This window comes from Ruficoccus sp. ZRK36 (assembly GCF_019603315.1).
Classification (GTDB): Bacteria; Verrucomicrobiota; Verrucomicrobiia; order Opitutales; family Cerasicoccaceae; genus Ruficoccus.
The window spans coordinates 705,212-722,016 of sequence record NZ_CP080649.1 but is presented as its reverse complement, the minus strand read 5'-3'; the positions used below and the strand labels follow the sequence as shown (position 1 = coordinate 722,016).

Genomic DNA, 16,805 nt, shown 5'->3' with positions numbered 1-16,805 from the left:
TTAAGAGCCGTCCAGCGCCTCGGCGTGGGAGAGTTCGATGCGCTCGCCTTTGCGGAGGCGCTCACGGATACCGGCGGTGACGGTGTCCAGCCGGGCCAGCTTTGTGCGGACGGCGGTTTCCTCCGGTCCGGGCTCGATGACGTCGGCCACTGCGCCGTTGCGGATGACCAGCCGCCGGTCACCGGAGAGGGCCAGGATCGGGTCATGGGTCGAGAGCAGGACGATTTTGCCCTTTTCCACGAAAAGCTGGAGGGCGCGGTTGCGGTCCACCCCGGCGTTTTCGATCTCGTCGATGAGGACGATGGGCTTCGGGCTGAGAAAGGCGGCGTCGGCGATCATGAGGGCACGCGACTGACCGCCGGAAAGCTGGGTGATCTGCGTCTGCCCGTCGAAGGGCTCCCCCGCCATATCCACGGCGGCCCGCAGTACGCGCTCGACGACCTGCTGAGGGTCGCTGAGGGCCCGGCTCTCGGCGTGCATCATGAGAAAGTCCTCCACCGTCAGGTCCATGATGAAGTTCATGTTCTGGGTGATCTGGGCGACGAGCCCGCTCTCGCCCGAGAAGCGGTCCTCCCCGGCGGGGACTTCGCCGTTGATGAGGACGCGGCGGCCAGTCGGGGTGTCCCCCTGGGCCATGCACTCGATGTCGGCGAGGAAGCGGCTCTTTCCCGCGCCGGTGGGGCCGACGAGGCAGACCACTTCGCCGGGCCGGAATTTCAGGTCGAAGCGCTCGGGCTGGCCGGACTTGTCGCGGCCCTTGAGGACGGTCAACTCGTCAATGGGCTGGATGTCCCCAAAGGCCTCGTTGCCCGCACTCTCAAGAAAGGCCCGGTAGTCGGCCTGGAGCTTTTCCAAGGCAAAGCCGCTGGCTTGGCGTTCCTCCCACGGGAGGGCCTCCCAGTAGGCTTCGAGGCTCTCAGCGTCACGGGCAGGCGCGGGCAGGTGATTGAGTGCCAGAAACGCGCCCAGCTGCGTCTCGGCAGGGGCCTCGGGGGTGGGGCTGGCGTTGGTTTCGCTCATGGTTGATTGGAAGAATGAAATGGGTCACAACGGACATGAAAAAGCACGAAGAACAAAAGCGGCGCCAGTTGGACTTTCTGTTTTTGATTAGCTCACACGGAGGCACTGAGGCACGGAGTCTTTTTTATCCAATCTCTGCGTCTTTGCGCCTCTGCGGTAAAATAATATTCTCACCCTGCGTTTGTCTCCGGCTCAGGGATGCGGATTTTGCGGACGGTGCCCTGCTGGTGTTCCTCGCCGATGCGCAGCTCGCCGAAGCAGTACGAGCAAACCGCCGTGGGCACACTGAAGCGCATACGTCCGCCGGTCAGGGGCACGTCGTCGGGGGCGTCGCGCCAGAGCCGGGACAGCTCCCAGGAGCCCTGCCCGGTGATGCCGTTGAGAAAGAGGATGCGGGCCTTGGCGTTGACCTGGCGCACGCGGTAGGCGAAGACCTCCCGCTCGGCCTGGCTGACAATGTCACCCTTGGTGATGACGACGAGGTCCGCGGTCTTGAGCATCGGGCCGACCTTACGCGGCGTGCCCACGCCGGAGAGGTTGTCCAGCACGCAGACGGCGAGAAAGCCTTTGATGTGCGGGGCGCAGCGGTTGCACAGGCCCGCGCTTTCGCTGATCAGCACGTCGAGCCCCTCGCGGCGACCCCACTGTTCGCAGTCCTCGATGTTCGTGACGAAGTAGTGGTCCGGGCAGTAGTTGGACGAGATGCCAGTCAGCACAGGGAAGCCCGCCTCCTGAAACAGCTCCGCGTCCTGCGAGCTGAGGCAGTCAAACTTGACCACGCCGACCTTGAGCCCCTCCTCGCGCAGGTGCTGGATCGTCTTGAGGATGACGCTGCTCTTGCCGCACGCGGGCGGCCCGCCGACGGTGATTAGCTGCATGGGACTTTCAGGGCGCTCTTGAAGACCGCGTTGAGCTCCGGGCGGAGCGCGTCGAGGTCGTTACCGCGCAGGAAGTCCCAGCCGACCCAGCTCAGTTTACCCGGCAGTGGCTGCTGGCCGGGATAGCTGTACACGGCGGGGAAGCCCACGCTGTCCAGGTACTGGCCCCACTCGGGGCTCATCAGAAAGTCGATGGCGAGCTGGCTGACGGGGCGGCGGTTGCGCTTACCCAGCACCATGAGCGGCTGGAAGAGCGCGCCCTCCTCGGGCCAGACGAGCTTGACCTTGTCCTCGCGGCGGCGGCCCTTGGCAAAGAACAGGTTGAGCGTGTAGATGGCGGTCCCGTCGCTGTGGCCGGCTCCGGCGGCCTTGACCATCTGCGCGGGCGACCAGAACTGCTTCACGTTGGCCGCGATGGCCTTGAGGCCCTCCTCGCCGTGGTGCTTCCAGGTGTTAAAGAGCAGGTTGTCGGAGAGTTCGCCGTCGCCATGCCCGGCCAGTGTGATGTCCCCGGCGTAGATCGGGTCCGCCAGTGCGCTCCAGCCCGTCGGCATGGGGCGGTCGCCCAGCTTTTCGGTGTCGACGAGCATGACGGTCGGGAAAGCCGCATAGAGGTGCATGGCGTCGAGCGGGTCAATGATCCCCGCCTCCACAAACTCCGGGCGCATGGGCCGGTCAGGCTTGTCCACCGGGCCGTAAACGCCGGTGGCGATCCAACGGTCGTGCCCCTCGTTTTTAAGAAAATCGCTGCTGCCGCCGTCGGAGATGACGCCCGGCATGTCGGCCTCGTGGCCGTCCTGCCAGATGGTGTCGTAGGGGTCGTTACCGCCGCCGCCGTGGAAGCAACCGGCAGGCGAAAACCAGTCCATCGGGCCGAACTCCGGCTCGTGCGCGCGGAAGTACGCATGCATGCGGCGCTGCATCTCGGCGCGGATCGGACAGGGCGCGTAGCCCAGATAGTCGAGCTTGCGTGCGGGCAGGCCCTCGTTTTCCGGGAAAGTTGGATCTTCGTCGATGATATCCGTATTCATGGCAGTGTTGGAGAGTAAGACAGCAGATTCTCTGCCGGTTCCTGCAAATGGCGTCTCAATAGGTAAATGCCAAAAAGGGAAAAGCTGGGCTAATGGTGGCTATTGGTAAAACGCGTGCGGGCTCAGCAACTCCCTTGTGTGTTTCATCGAGGTCTTTGGCCCCTTATTTGATAGTTAAAGTGAATATTGAGTGATGGCGGTCCGTCGCGTCTCGATTGGTTGAGTGGATATTATTGAAGTAAGGCGACAGTAGCGGGGAGAGCGCTTGGTGTCTGTGGTTACGAGTTGTTGAGGGGGAGATTCGCGCATAGCCGGTATGGTAGAGAGTGTCCTGCCCGTGAATGATATTTGGAGCGCAAAGTCACTATGTATGGACTTCAACGGCGTTGACCTGCCGGGGGAAAGGGATATGCCCAATTATATTATGTCTGCTCCGCGCCCCCGCCCCCCGCATCTAGTATTTTTTATCCCCGACCAGTTTCGAGGCGACACGCTCGGCCATATGGGGCACCCGGCTGTGCACACGCCGCACTTGGATCATCTGGTCGAGACGGATGGCGTATCCTTTTCGCAGGCTTTCTGCCAAAACCCGGTCTGCACGCCCAGCCGTTGCTCGTTTATGACCGGTTGGTACCCGCACACACGTGGGCACCGGAGCATGCATCATCTCTTGCAGGCCGATGAGCCCAACCTGTTGGCGGAGCTGCGGCAGGCTGGCTACCATGTCTGGTGGGGTGGTAAAAACGATCTGGTGACCGACCCCGAAGGCTATGCCCGCTCGCATGATGTGCGCCACCGCGCCGAGGTCCACCATGAGGGGCTGCACGGGGATCTGAGCTGGCGCCAGCGAGATGGTGACCGCTGGGACTACTCCTTTTACGCGGGCAAGCTGGATAAACTGCCCGGTGAGGATGTCTACCTCGACGGTGACTGGTCGCACGTGCTGGCGGCAGAGAAGTTGATCCGTGACTGGGACTCTGACCAGCCCTTGTGCGTGTTTCTGCCGCTGCAGTTCCCGCATCCGCCCTATGGGGTGGAGGAGCCGTACTTCAGCGATGTTGACCGCAGCCAGCTGCCCCCACGCGTTCGCTCGGCAGCCTTCACGGGCAAACCTGCCATGCATGAAGCCCTGCGACAGGGTTTTAAACTGGAAGATCGGCCCGAGCCTTGGTGGGATGAACTGCGGGCAACCTACTGCGGTATGTGTGCCCGGGTGGATGCGCAGGCGGGCCGTATTCTCGGTGCGCTGCGCGACAGTGGCCGCTATGATGAGACGGCCTTTTTCTTTTTCTCGGACCACGGCGATTTTACCGGGGATTACGACTTGGTGGAGAAGGCGCAGAACCTCTTCGAGGACTGCATCACGCGTGTGCCCTTCATCCTGAAGCCTCCGCGCGAGCAGGGGACGTTTTCGGGGATTCGTCAGGGGCTGGTCGAGTTGGTGGACTTCTCCGCTACGGTCTACGAACTGGCCGGGATTGAGCCGTCGTACACGCACTTTGGCCGCTCGGTGCTGCCCCTGCTGGAGCGGGACGGGGAGCACCGGGAAGCGGTCTTCTGCAGCGGTGGTCGGACGACGCACGAAATGCACTGTGCGGTCGAGGGCAACGGCGGGCACGAGCATGAAGAGTTCCTGTATTACCCGCGCCTGCGTGTGCAGGCAGGAGATCCCGTCGCTCACGGCAAGGGGCTGATGTGCCGCGATGCGCGCTACAAGCTCGTCACCCGCCTTTACGAGCAGGATGAGCTCTACGATCTCGAAGCCGACCCTGCTGAGACGACGAACCGGATCGATGATCCGGCACTGGCCGGTGAGCTGGAGCGCCTGCGCGCGCTGACGCAGCGACACCTGCTGGAGACTTCGGATGTCGTGCCATGGACGCTGGCGCAGCGCGAAGTTTCTGGCCAGAGCGATGTGGCAGTCACTCCTGTTCGCTCCTGATGGGCAGGCTTTTTGTGGGCTGCTGTGTGACACGGTCAGGCTGCTGGCCTGATTGGGTCTCACTCGTATGTGTGTGTTGCATGCGACTTCTCATGTCATCGCGACTATGCGAAACTCAAGGTCTGCGCTGCTTCGCTGCGTCTGTCTGTAAACATGCGTTTGCAGACCATTACCGACTTCCATGACTACCACGACAGAAGCTCTCCCGCTCGTTAACACCCGCGTCGATACGTCCAGTAATAAAGGGCGCCTCCATCGCTCCGAGAAATACGTCAACACGTCTCTGCGCTACGCGCCGACCGCGCCGATTCTGGCCACCGCCAACGAAAACTTTGGCCCCTTCAAGATGGCGCGCATCTTCCTGACGCTGGATGAATACTGGGACTTTCGCGACGAGAGCTTTCACCCGAACTACCGCATCGGGCGTGACCGTTACAAGGGCGACAGCCGCATCCACGGCTACGACCGCGCCCGCTCGAAGGAGTCGCAGGTCGATTATCTCGACTACATCGACGGCGTGGCTTCGCAGGTGGACGAGCTGCTCCTGTGTGTGCGCCGCCTGGAGCACGAGGTCACCAACGGTGTGATCAGCCGGGAAAAGTACGAGGAAGTGCTCTACACGGGCGTGCGCATGATCAAGGAGCGTCACCCGAACCTGCGCTACCTGGAGGTGCTCAATGAGTCCTCGAACGACCACTTTGGCGGCCTCGACGACGTCGGCTACTACGCGTTCTACCAATCCTTTTACCGCGTGGCTGCGCGGATCAACGCCGAGGGGCTGCCCGGTCCCGAGCTGGGCGTAGGCGGTCCGGTGACGGATAAGGCCCGCTTTGACCTCGTGGGGCTCTTTCTGAAGCACTACACGGCGGATACCGATCCGGACAAGCGCCTCGATTTCATCTCCTACCACGACTACGCCAGCGGTGACCGCCCGGTGCGTACGGGGGACCTGCGCGTCCGCCTCGATGCCTGGCTCAAGGAATACGGCCTGCCGCTGGATCTGCCCGCCTACATCACGGAGATGGGTACGCACGAGGGTAAGGAAGGCGGCAACGTCTGCATGGCTGCCGGAGTTCCCGCACTCTTTGAGCAAGTACGCCGCCAGCACGATCTGATCGCATTCCCGTGGTGCATTTACCACGATCCGGAGATTCAGCTCTGGTCGACCCAGCATCTGCCCGATGGCAAGATGACCCCGCACGGCATGGCTATGGCGATGCTTGCTCTGCACCGGCGTGATGAGCTGTCCGTCGTCTCGGATGGCGAGGATGCCGATGGCCTCGGGGTCTACGCGCTCGCCTCCACCGACGAATCCGGCCTCTGCGTGCACGTCTGGAACTACTCCAAGGCAACCCGTGAGGTGCGCATCGTTCTGGACCCGCTCCCGGCTGGAAATGGGGAACTTCTCCTCTATCGTCTGGACTCAGCCCATAACAATGTCATCACCGACCCGTCCCATTCGGGTAAGCTCCAGCCGACCGAGGCGCTACCCATTCCCTCGGACGGTGTGCTTGAGGTAGAACTCGAGCCCTACGCTCAGGCGCTCTGGCTTTTTGAGAAAAAATAAGGGGGCATGCCTCCCTTCCAATGTTAACCCTTTGAACCCAAACCAACCCATATTGAGCTTGTAAGACCGGCGGCAGCCGGTTGTTCGAAAACCTCCATTCCTCCCGTTATATGCCGATACCAACCCTCCCCAAAGCCACTGCGGTCATGCGTGGCGCTTGTTTAGCTGCTATCACTCTTCTGGGGCTCTTTGTGCTCACTCCGTCCGCTGCGACGGGAGCCGAGGGCTCGCAGGAGAAGTTTAAATTTCCGATGCCGGAAATTACGCCGCCCTCGTATCATCCGCGCCTGCTGTTGACCCCGGAGTTCATCCCCGAGCTTCAACAGCGTATCGATGATGACGAGCTCTGCGCAGAGGCATGGGAAACGGTCTGCAAGCGCTCTGAGAGTAAGCAGGTCCGCCTGCCCGACGATAATCAGTTCAGCCGCCCGACCTTGATTGCCATCAGCTCCCAGGCTCTGCGCTATGCGGTGGAGGATGACGAGCAGATGGGTAAGGACGCGGTTGCCAATACGCTCGATATGCTGTCGCGACTGGTCATCCCGGATCGCCATGATGTGACGCGTGACTACGGTGAGGTGATCTTCACGGTCTCGCTGGTCTACGACTGGTGCTACCCGCTGATGGACGCCGAGCAGAAGCAGCAGATCATCGACCATATCAAGGAACTGGCCAGCCACATGGAGATCGGCTATCCGCCGTACCGGCAGGGAGCCGTCACCGGCCATGGAGGTGAGGCGCAGCTCATGCGCGACCTGATCTCGGCCGGGATCGCCGTCTACGACGAAGACCCGAGCATTTATCATCACTCCGCGGGGCGTTTCTTCGTCGAGTTCATCGAGCCGCGTAACTTCAACTACCAGGCCCACCGCCACAACCAGGGCATTTCCTACGGGGTATATCGTTTCCATTGGGAAATCTACTCCGCCTGGCTCTTTAAGCGCATGGCGGGTGTCGATGTTTACAGCCCGGATCAGGGCAAGATGCCTTACCACTGGATCTACGCGCTGTGCCCGGATGGCAGCGCTCTCATCGATGGCGATACGAACCTCGGGGGCCGCAAGTTCAATATCATGGACGGTCTGATGGAGGTCACCAGCTACTATAACGACCCCTACCTGCATGCGGAGTCCCTGCGCCGCCGGGTGCATCGCTTTGCCAAGAGCAAGCCGGTTGAGTTCCTGCTCTTCTATGATCCGTCTGTTGATGTGGCCGACCTGTCCGGGCTGCCCACGACCAAGTACTTTGCCGAGCCGCTCGGCAGCATGATCGCCCGTACCGGCTGGGCCATGGGCCGCGACAGCGATGTGGCGGTCGTTGAGATGAAGGGCGCCGGCTACCACTTCAATAACCACATGCACCTCGATGCGGGTGCCTTCCAGATTTACTACCGCGGGCACTTGGCCATCGATACCGGTGCGTACCCGAAGTACGGCACTCCCTTCGACTGGAACTACAACAAGCGCAGCATCAGCCACAACGTCATGCTGGCCTACGACCCGGATGAAGATTATGGTCCGGTTGATAACGACGGGGGGCAGCATTTCCCGAATGGTCGCGGGGAGTTTGCCAAGCTTGAGGCCTTGCTCAAGCATGCGAAGTCCGGCTCCATCCTGGGCCACGAATTTGGCCCCAACGAGAAGCGCCCGCTCTACAGCTATCTGCGTGCGGACCTGACCCCCTCCTACGGCGACAAGCTGAAGTCCTATCAGCGGCACTTCGTCACCCTGAACATGGACGACTCTGACCGGCCCGCTACCGTCCTGGTCTATGACCGCATGGACGCCGCCAAGCCCGGCCTGCGCAAGATCTGGCTGCTGCAGACGCTGGCCGAACCCGTCGAGGAGGACGGCAAGCTGATCGTCGATGCCGGCCAGGAAAACGATACCGGCCGCATGGTGGTCGAGACGCTTCTCCCTGCGCCTGAAGACATCGACATCGAGACCGTGGGTGGTCCCGACGGCGACAACCCTGTCTTTGACCGGACCTATCCCATCGGGAAAAACAAGCACGGCAGCGTGCCGCCCTTTAACCTCGGCTACCGCACGCAGATCGAGGACTATTCCGATCAGCCGCTCTCGACCTTCCTCAACGTGATGCAGATCATGGACCGCGAGTACGGCGAAGCCCAACCGGTCGAGCGCCTCAGCCTCGACCAGATGGATGGCGTAGCCATCGACGGCTGGCAGGTTTACTTCCCGCGCACGGACGCCGTGGTCGGCGATGCGTTGGCCTTTAGTGTCACCGATGGCCCGGCCAAGGTGCTCATGACCGGCCTGAAGGCTGGCACATGGACCCTGAAGCAGAAGGGCTCGGATAAGCTGCAATCCGCTGAGGTCTCCGAAGAGGCGACGACGCTCTACATGGAGCTCAAGCCCGGTGACTATGAGCTTAGCCCCGGTGCCCCGGAAAAGGGCAAGGCCAGCCCTCTGCCGGACTACTCAAATGTTAAGCCGGTTAACGTCGGCGGCGAGCCGCCGGCCCGCGTGATCGTGAACGGTCGCCGCGTGCTGGTCGACAACCTGATCTTTAACGAGTCGGAATGCTACGTGGACGTGGTGCCGATCTTTCAGGCGCTGAAGATCCCCGTGCAGGTGGATGACCGCCATCTGGTGGCCGACTACAACGGCAACCGCCTGGTCTGCAAAAACGGCGCGACCGTCTGCACCATCGAGGGACAGGAGATGCAACTGGACAAGCCCTTGAACTGGAGCAACAAATCTGTCCTGCTCCCGATCGACTTGATCGCCGGTTTCCTCGAGTACCGGTTCAGTAAGTCCGAGGCCGGTAATGCCGTCTATCTGGATGCCTATCCGGAAGGTCGTAACAAGTATCCGGTCTACCGCCGTGTGCGCACCACGCACCCGAGTGCTGAGCACCCCGCTATCGACGCGGCGGATGGCGAGCCCTCGACGTACTTCGCCTCCGATGTCATTGATGTGCAGCTGGACTTCGATCTCGGCCGTGTGCTTAAGATCAAGGGCATGGACATCATGTGGTATAAGTCCATGCAGCGTCAGGCCATCTTTACCATCTCGGTCTCGACCGATGGGGAAAACTGGAAGACGGTCTTCGACGGCAAGGGCTCCGGTAAGACCCCGCAGGATGAGTACGAGTTCATCGGCTTCGACCCGGTCGATGCCCGCTATGTCCGCATCACCGGTAAGGGCAACTCCGTCAATAGCTGGACCTCTATCTGCGAGGCCATGGTCGTCCTGGACAAGTAAGCCTTTCGGACCTGTCAGCCTCCTGGTCTTATCGCATTGAGATCAGGGGGCGGTCGAGGTGCCGAGCTTTGTCAGTAGGACGATGCCTTTGATTACGACCACGATTACGACACCCATGACCCACCATCCTTTGCGTGAACCAGAGCTGCTGCTTCTATGGGCATGGGTCCGGGGTCTCCCAGAGCGAGTGCGTCGGTGGGAGCGGTGGTCTGAGCCTGACTGTAACGTCTCATAGTGCACCTTCCGGCTTCTTGCCGATGTGTGTGCTCGCTGAGAGGCTGCTTCAGGTAGGGTGAAGAAATTACTTTCCCGTTTGAGACGGCGGTGTCCCTTGGCGGCTTGTATACCCAGGCCTGCCGCTTGTATGGCCGACCGGAACTCTGTCCGAAAGGCGGGGAGATCCTCTGGTGCGAGGTGGTCGCATTGCGTCTTTAGCGCGACGGTGTGTGTCCACACGGTTTTCTTGAGCCGGGTATCTACGCTAAAGTGAATACCCTTAAACTCAGCAAGCTCAGAGCGACCTGGTTGGGCTTGGTTTGAGCTGGCTCGGATTTCTGTGGTATGTGATACGTCAACGCCATCTGGAATGGCGAAGGGGGCATGGCGTTTTTCTGAATCCGGGAAGGGCAGTATGTTCAGGGGCAAGGAGGCTGGAAGGTCGATACCATAGACTCCGTTCTGGCTCCCATGCAGGGGTGGAAGCTGGTAGAGCTCGACCATTTTCCATGTGTTCTCTGCTCGATCATCCTCGTAAAGAGGTTCTTCAAGTGCCTTCTCTACCTTGTAGCGATCACGTGTTCGATCGATCAGATACTGACTGAATCCATTTTCGCCGTTTCCGCGCAGTCGCTCGCGCAGATGGTCTGCGTAGAGGCCTGTCGCGAAAATCTGGATACGGAGTAGAGAGTGCCCACCGGCGGTGTCCAGGAGGATTGTATCGTGAAGTTGATACGTGTCTTTGCCGGGGATGGGTGGTTGTGTGGCCAGTGCGCAGCCCTCGCTCTCAATGGGCAGTCCGTAGTAAAACCGACTGACGTGGCGCTTTAACGCTCCGCCACCCTGTGCGTGTGCAGTGGGGTCCACCCAGTATTCATGGTCTTCGTGGAAAAACGATATAATCGCGTGGTTAAAGGCGTTCAGGCTCGGGAGTAGTTCCGGTATGGTCCTTCCGATGTCGGCGCTGACGACGACGGGCCTGGCCTGCACGCCGAGCTGACGCAGGAGTGTAGACAGTAGCAAGGACAGGTCTTTGCAGTCGCCATAGCGGCGGCTCAGCACGGTCTCCGGAGCCGCAGGGATCTGTCCGCCAAAGCTTTCAGTCACACTCAGGTAGCGGAAGTCGTCCTGGACGAATGCGATGAGGGCCTCGATCTGAGACGCCTGATCGGCATGCTCTGATTTAACGCGGGAAACAATCTCGTCGATAGCAGTGGTGTCGCCGCAGGCGGGCCAAGCCTGGGCAGTGGCTGACGAAATGCGCTCCCAGCTCTCGATCGTCGAGAAACTGATCCACGCGGGTGGCAGTTGCCACGCGGGGGTATTCCGCTCGGTCTCAAAGCGTGATACCTCAGCGAGCTCCCAGCTGAGGGTTTCATGTCCTGCGTCCGTGCGCTGCTCAGGGTCCCCCAATGCGTCGGAGCTTGCCCACTTGGGCAGCTCACCGCTCGGGGCCGTAATGGAGTAATGAAATGCGCCAATCTGTGTCTCTGGGGGGAGTGTGTAGAATCCGAACGCATCGTCTTCAAGCAGGTGTGGACGGGTTGTGATTGATAGAGACTGGTCGATGATGTCCCCGACACGGATGTCGGCCAGCACGATCAGAAGCGTCGCCATGCCGTCTACGATAAAAGCCTCCAGGTTGCGTTCCCGGTTGAGCAGGCGGATGTTTTCGCGTATCGCATACTGTTTTCGCTCGCCGTTACGAATGACAGTTAAGTCGTGCAGGACGACTTGTTGAGTGAGGGGGGAGAAATCCAGTGTCCACTGTGAGAGGTGCTGCACCGCATCCATATTTTCCAGGCGAAGGACTCGCCGGTCAAAGACGGTGCGGCTAGCTAGATCGTGCTGCCGGTCGATCAGCAGCTGGGTCAGTGCATCACTGTCTTTGCGCGCGACACTATGCGCTGCCTCATGCGATTTTACCCAGTGTGGGACTGGTTCAAAGCTTACCAGGCTGAGGGCGTTCGGGGGGGATGGATATGGCGGATGAGTAGTGGATGGCATGATATATCGTAATCATGCCTGCCTGTTGGGCGAAAGCAAAAAAACGCCACGGTTTGCCGTGTTGTCTTACGGCCCGGTTTTTATAAGACGCCTGCTAAACTGCGTTCTCCTACTCCTAAGCCCAAGCCACTTAACCTTAAAAAGTGGCGTCCCCACGGGGATTCGAACCCCGGTCGGAAAATATACAAGGTGCTGATGACCCGCTAGGTTGCGAAAGTTGTCCCGAGCAAGGGTCACTGATAGGGTCACAGATTTCTGATAACGACTGGCACCTGCTGGCAAAGGTGGTTGAGTCATGGCCGCATCTATCGCCCGGACAAAGACAGGTCATCCGTGCGACTGTCGAGGTTGGCCGGGTCGATGGGGAGCCGCCCCGTGCTGAGCAAGACAGCGTGCCTTCTGGCTCGCTTGCTCAGGCACGGAAGCAGGCGGCGGGACTGGCTCTAGGCCCAGTCGATGACGTTAACCCGCCAACCGGGGGAGGTGCCCAATGAGCACCCGCAAAAAAGCCCCTGCCATGCGGCAACACGGCGAAGGGCAAACATCGGAAGCGGAAAACCTCTCGAATAGTGCTGATTACATTCGGCCAACGAGTAGCTGTCAAGCTCCCGCGAGGGACGACGAGGCAGCGCGGAGCACGCCGGAGGGCGTGCCCGCACTGCCCGGCGGCCCCGAGGGCGGCGCAGCCGCCCTTCCTTGTCTAAAGAAAAACAACTCAATAACAGAGGCAGCGAATGCTCTGAGGCAACACCCGCCGGAGATGGTTCACAAGGTGGACGGGCCTAGAATCTGGCTTAACCTGCCGGACGGGTCACAACGCCGTTTCGGGCCTCCGACTCAGGGTGAACTCAAGAAGAACTTCGCGTTGGAAAAGAACATCGAGTACATGGCCAATCATTTTGGGATCGAGCGGCTAGGATTCCTGACGCTGACCTTTGCCGATAACGTGACGGACTTCCGCGAAGCGCAACGCCGGTTCAACTCGCTGGCGACAAACATCCTGCGCAAGAACTTTGAAGCGTGGGTGATCGTGGTCGAACCACAGAAGCGCGGGGCGGTGCATTATCATCTGGTGGTGGTGTGCCGGTCGGACATTCGCACGGGCTTTGACTTCACGGCCTTTCGGGAATGCCAAAACGAATACCGCACCAACGGCAAAACTGCCCGCTTCTATTCACTGCTCAAGCAATATGCTTCCACCGCTTCCCCTGAACTTCGCCACCTCTGGGTACACCTTCGAGAGGTTGCCGGGCATTACGGCTTTGGCCGGTGCGAACTCCTGCCGATCCGCTCCAACGCCGAAGGCATTGCCAAGTACGTCGGCAAATACCTGGAGAAAGGCAGCCAGTTCCGGGGAGAGCAATTCAAAGGTGCCCGCATGGTCCGTTACTCACGGGGCTGGCGCGCCGTCTCGCAAACCTTCGCGTGGCTCGATACCGGTAGGGAGTGGCGCAAGCTCGTTGCCCAACTCGCCCACATTCTCGGCTGCGATTCACTCGATGCCCTAAAGGAACGCCTTGGCAAGAAATGGGCCTACCACGCACTGAACCTGCTCAAGACCTTTGCAGATGCTACACCGCTTGAACTGGCAGTTGTGTTGGGCGGTAGACATGAGCCGATTGTTCGCATTAAACGGCACATTAAAGCATAGAATGGTGAGCCGAAAAGTCTTTCTCGTTTTGGTTGTTTCCTCTTGCTCACAGCAAATTCAAGTCTAATTGTATCACTAAATAATCTTGCGGCGTCAGTTCTTGACCACAAAGACAATTGACAGGGACATAAAATGGACAGAATGTCCACAATTATGCCCAGAGAGTTTAAAAATGAACTTGAATGGTACCTAAGCGCATTAAGACGTATGTACACGCAAGCTGAAATCGCAGACCGCCTTGGGGTGGCTCCAAAAACGATTCAACGCTGGGAGCATGGAGACTCGCAGCCTATTCAGGCATATCTCCCCATGATGAGAGAGATGCTCTATCCTCGATCAAACAATGCAAATGGTGCCCATGACTTTACGTTTATTGACTTATTCGCCGGTATTGGTGGTATGCGATTAGCCTTTGAGGCAGTTGGTGGCCAATGCGTGTTTACCAGTGAGTGGGACAGCTATGCGCAGAAGACGTATCGCGCAAATTTTCCGATCGATCATGAGATTGTGGGCGATATCCAGGGGGTTCAGGATAAGTCCGTAATCCCAGCCCATGATGTGCTTGTTGCCGGCTTCCCTTGCCAGCCATTCAGTATTGCAGGGGTTTCAAAGAAAAACTCCTTGGGAAGAAAGCACGGTTTTGAAGATGAGACACAGGGGACACTGTTTTTTGATATCGTTCAGATACTGAAGGCCAAGCGACCGATTGCATTTTTGCTGGAAAATGTGAAAAACCTGAAATCCCATGACAAAGGCAAAACGTTTCAGGTCATTATCAATACCCTCAGAGAGCTGGGCTATATTGTTGGAAGTGGCGACGAAAGCCACCGGGTTGTCGATGCGAAGCATTTCGTTCCGCAGCATCGCGAGCGTACTTTTATAGTCGGATTCAGGAGTGAGACCGCGTTTTCCTGGAATGACCTTAAACTGCCTGACTTGAAGAAAGGCCCCAAGCTAAATTCTATTCTTCATCCAGAGGATGGTTCGGAAATGCCTGAAGAGCCTTATACTTCGGGCCCCAAGGCCAAAGTGGCAGACAAGTACACGCTTTCGGACCATCTTTGGCAATACCTCCAGGATTATGCAGCCAAGCACAAGGCCAGCGGGAATGGTTTCGGCTACGGTCTGGTTCAGCCTGAGGATACAAGCCGTACGCTTTCTGCCCGTTACTACAAGGATGGCAGTGAGATACTTGTATCTCAGGGAATTCGCAAGAATCCAAGAAGACTGACTCCGCGGGAATGTGCCAGGTTGATGGGCTTCGATAATGATACGCACAAAACGGTGATCCCCGTGTCCGACACCAGAGCGTACAAGCAGTTCGGAAATGCCGTGGTTGTTCCGGTCGTGACTGCCATTGCCAAAATCATGAAGCCTCATGTCATGGCTCTGAAGGAGCCCGAACGGGTGCAAAGGCAAACTTACATCAATATTCCTGCCTGAACGTGGACGTTGTCGACGGGCAGACCCGCAGTCGGATGATGCGGGGTATCAGGAACAAGAACACCAAACCCGAAATTTTGGTGCGTTCTGGTTTGTTTGCGCTGGGTTACCGTTATCGGCTTCATGGCAATAAGATACCCGGGAAGCCGGATATTGTGTTGAAAAAATATAATGCCGTTATTTTTGTTAACGGATGCTTTTGGCATCAGCACGATTGTACGTTGTTCAAATGGCCAAAATCCAACGTTGAATTCTGGAAAAACAAGCTCGCTCAAAACAAACACAGGGACATGGAAACGCGAAAACGTCTTGCCGAAATGGGGTGGCGGGTATGCACACTCTGGGAATGCGCCCTGAAAGGTAAGCGTTCAATTGGAATTGAAGCCGTTGTGACGATGATTGATTCTTGGCTAAAGTCTGACAGCTATGCTCTCTGCCTCGAAGGGGGAAATCGCTAACAGGAGTACAAATGGACGATATCAGCCTATCCCGCATCAAGTATGTTCTCACTGATCTGGGCGCGAAACGTATTTTTATCAAAAAGCTGGCTCCCAATGATAATTCCAAGAACCAAGTCTATTTGGCCGGGAATTTGTCAGCCCTGAATATCCTGCCCTACAAGGGAATACAAAGGGAGCACAATGTGAAGAGAGACAAGTGGCGATATAAGGCTCCGCTGGATTTATTCTGGGTGGGTGAAAACGGCCAGCGGGAAAAGGCTCCAGACAGCCAATTGATATTGTATCCCCAATACCCTGAGGTACGTATGTCCGGCTTTCTCAAGAGATGTAAATTGGCTCCATCCTCCATCATGGCATCAAGGGATGAGGGGCGTATCCTTGTGTTGGGAATCTGCGATACCGGTGAAATCCTTGCCTATGCCTGTGGCCGGGAAAGCCGGGTTGCCCGAGAGCTTGAATCGCAGACGGGCCTTGAATGTGTAGGGGTCTTTTTGGAACTACTGCTCAGCGAGTCTCAAATTTTGTCGCCCTATCAGCAGTTGATTGCGCAACTGCGGCGTATTCACGAATGTGGCTGGATAAATTCAAAGAGGCTGTTGGCTGACGGGTCAACCGGTCCATGCGAGGCACCGAATTGCGGAGGGTACACACTGGAGGCCGAGTTGGGCGTTATCCCCAATGGTCGGGCGGAACCGGATTACCTTGGTTGGGAAATCAAGCAATACAACGTTGCCAGATTTGACCCTTTAGGTGTGGCAACCATCACACTTATGACGCCCGAGCCTACGGGCGGTTACTATGCCGAACAAGGCGTTGAGGCATTCTTGCGGAAATATGGCTACCCGGACAAGAGAGGGAGGCCTGATAGGATGAATTTTGGCGGCGTTCACAAAGCAAATTCAGTTCATGCCGGGACGGGGCTATTTCTGAAATTGGACGGCTATTGCCCGTTTACGAATAAGATTACGGACTTCGAGGGTGGAATCGTACTGACAAATGGAACGGATATTGCCGCCAAATGGCCGTTCCCGGCATTGGTTGAGCACTGGTCGCGCAAGCACGCCCAAGCTGCCTATATTCCCTCGATGTGCCAGGTTTTGGATTCAAGACAATATCAGTACGGGGGCACTATTTTTACGGGACGAGGGACGGATTTTACCATGTTCCTGTCGGCCATGAGCAAGGATTCGGTTTACTATGATCCAGGTATAAAGGGAGAGAATTGGTCAACTGGTCGTGCCAAGATAAAGCGACGAAGCCAATTTCGCATTAATTCCAGAAATCTCGGTGATCTGTACAACAGCTTTGATGCTGTTGAGCTGTTGGCGTCCTAGGAGTGAGAGATTTTACTTGTATCTTAAA

General features: G+C 58.2%; 11 protein-coding genes. 7 read left to right on the top strand and 4 right to left on the bottom strand.

Translation table 11 applies throughout. The features are described from left to right. From K0V07_RS03165 to K0V07_RS03155, 3 genes are all read right to left on the bottom strand, one after another. Complete coding sequence (locus K0V07_RS03165) at positions 1–1,020, bottom strand: ATP-binding cassette domain-containing protein (RefSeq protein WP_220623085.1); 1,020 nt, start codon at positions 1,018–1,020, stop codon at positions 1–3. Between the two features lie 170 nt (positions 1,021–1,190). Continuing rightward, a complete protein-coding gene (locus K0V07_RS03160; protein ID WP_220623084.1) occupies positions 1,191–1,898 on the bottom strand; it encodes a GTP-binding protein in 708 nt (235 codons plus the stop codon). Then, the gene (locus K0V07_RS03155; protein WP_220623083.1) at positions 1,889–2,929 is read right to left on the bottom strand and encodes an ABC transporter substrate-binding protein; all 1,041 of its coding nucleotides are present in this window, start codon (positions 2,927–2,929) and stop codon (positions 1,889–1,891) included. Before K0V07_RS03155 ends, K0V07_RS03160 begins: the two co-directional genes overlap by 10 nt. 424 nt (positions 2,930–3,353) lie before the next feature. Here K0V07_RS03155 and K0V07_RS03150 point away from each other — a divergent pair, with 424 nt between their 5' ends. The 3 genes from K0V07_RS03150 to K0V07_RS03140 all read left to right on the top strand — a co-directional run bounded on the left by K0V07_RS03150 (position 3,354) and on the right by K0V07_RS03140 (position 9,665). Continuing rightward, entirely contained in the window at positions 3,354–4,871 is a 1,518-nt protein-coding gene (locus tag K0V07_RS03150) for a sulfatase-like hydrolase/transferase (RefSeq protein ID WP_220623082.1), read from the top strand. 181 nt (positions 4,872–5,052) lie between these two features. Then, the gene (locus tag K0V07_RS03145; protein WP_220623081.1) at positions 5,053–6,438 is read left to right on the top strand and encodes a hypothetical protein; all 1,386 of its coding nucleotides are present in this window, start codon (positions 5,053–5,055) and stop codon (positions 6,436–6,438) included. A 110-nt stretch (positions 6,439–6,548) separates the two neighbouring features. Next, on the top strand, positions 6,549–9,665 hold the full coding sequence (locus tag K0V07_RS03140) for a discoidin domain-containing protein (RefSeq protein WP_220623080.1): 3,117 nt from the start codon (positions 6,549–6,551) through the stop codon (positions 9,663–9,665). Between the two features lie 42 nt (positions 9,666–9,707). Here the strand turns inward: K0V07_RS03140 and K0V07_RS03135 are convergent, their stop codons facing one another. Then, positions 9,708–11,888: a DUF3857 domain-containing protein gene (locus tag K0V07_RS03135; RefSeq protein WP_220623079.1), complete on the bottom strand. Its 2,181-nt coding sequence runs from the start codon at positions 11,886–11,888 to the stop codon at positions 9,708–9,710. Between the two features lie 490 nt (positions 11,889–12,378). Between K0V07_RS03135 and K0V07_RS03130 the strand changes: the two genes are divergently transcribed. From K0V07_RS03130 to K0V07_RS03115, 4 genes are all read left to right on the top strand, one after another. Next, positions 12,379–13,539: a replication endonuclease gene (locus K0V07_RS03130; RefSeq protein WP_220623078.1), complete on the top strand. Its 1,161-nt coding sequence runs from the start codon at positions 12,379–12,381 to the stop codon at positions 13,537–13,539. Positions 13,540–13,746: 207 nt separating this feature from the next. Further along, positions 13,747–14,982, top strand: coding sequence for a DNA (cytosine-5-)-methyltransferase (dcm, locus tag K0V07_RS03125; protein WP_345778169.1), 1,236 nt, complete (start codon positions 13,747–13,749; stop codon positions 14,980–14,982). Positions 14,983–14,984: 2 nt separating this feature from the next. Beyond that, positions 14,985–15,440: a very short patch repair endonuclease gene (locus tag K0V07_RS03120; protein WP_220623076.1), complete on the top strand. Its 456-nt coding sequence runs from the start codon at positions 14,985–14,987 to the stop codon at positions 15,438–15,440. 11 nt (positions 15,441–15,451) lie between these two features. Continuing rightward, entirely contained in the window at positions 15,452–16,777 is a 1,326-nt protein-coding gene (locus K0V07_RS03115) for an MvaI/BcnI family restriction endonuclease (protein WP_220623075.1), read from the top strand. Positions 16,778–16,805 lie beyond the last annotated feature (28 nt).

What these genes read in the sequence shown, in the direction of transcription:
- K0V07_RS03150 (WP_220623082.1), top strand. Translation starts at nt 3,354, where the DNA reads ATGTCTGCTCCGCGCCCCCGCCCCCCGCATCTAGTATTTTTTATCCCC.
- K0V07_RS03135 (WP_220623079.1), bottom strand. Translation starts at nt 11,888, where the DNA reads ATGCCATCCACTACTCATCCGCCATATCCATCCCCCCCGAACGCCCTC.
- K0V07_RS03165 (WP_220623085.1), bottom strand. Translation starts at nt 1,020, where the DNA reads ATGAGCGAAACCAACGCCAGCCCCACCCCCGAGGCCCCTGCCGAGACG.
- K0V07_RS03140 (WP_220623080.1), top strand. Translation starts at nt 6,549, where the DNA reads ATGCCGATACCAACCCTCCCCAAAGCCACTGCGGTCATGCGTGGCGCT.
- K0V07_RS03115 (WP_220623075.1), top strand. Translation starts at nt 15,452, where the DNA reads ATGGACGATATCAGCCTATCCCGCATCAAGTATGTTCTCACTGATCTG.
- K0V07_RS03160 (WP_220623084.1), bottom strand. Translation starts at nt 1,898, where the DNA reads ATGCAGCTAATCACCGTCGGCGGGCCGCCCGCGTGCGGCAAGAGCAGC.
- dcm (WP_345778169.1), top strand. Translation starts at nt 13,747, where the DNA reads ATGTACACGCAAGCTGAAATCGCAGACCGCCTTGGGGTGGCTCCAAAA.
- K0V07_RS03145 (WP_220623081.1), top strand. Translation starts at nt 5,053, where the DNA reads ATGACTACCACGACAGAAGCTCTCCCGCTCGTTAACACCCGCGTCGAT.
- K0V07_RS03155 (WP_220623083.1), bottom strand. Translation starts at nt 2,929, where the DNA reads ATGAATACGGATATCATCGACGAAGATCCAACTTTCCCGGAAAACGAG.
- K0V07_RS03130 (WP_220623078.1), top strand. Translation starts at nt 12,379, where the DNA reads ATGAGCACCCGCAAAAAAGCCCCTGCCATGCGGCAACACGGCGAAGGG.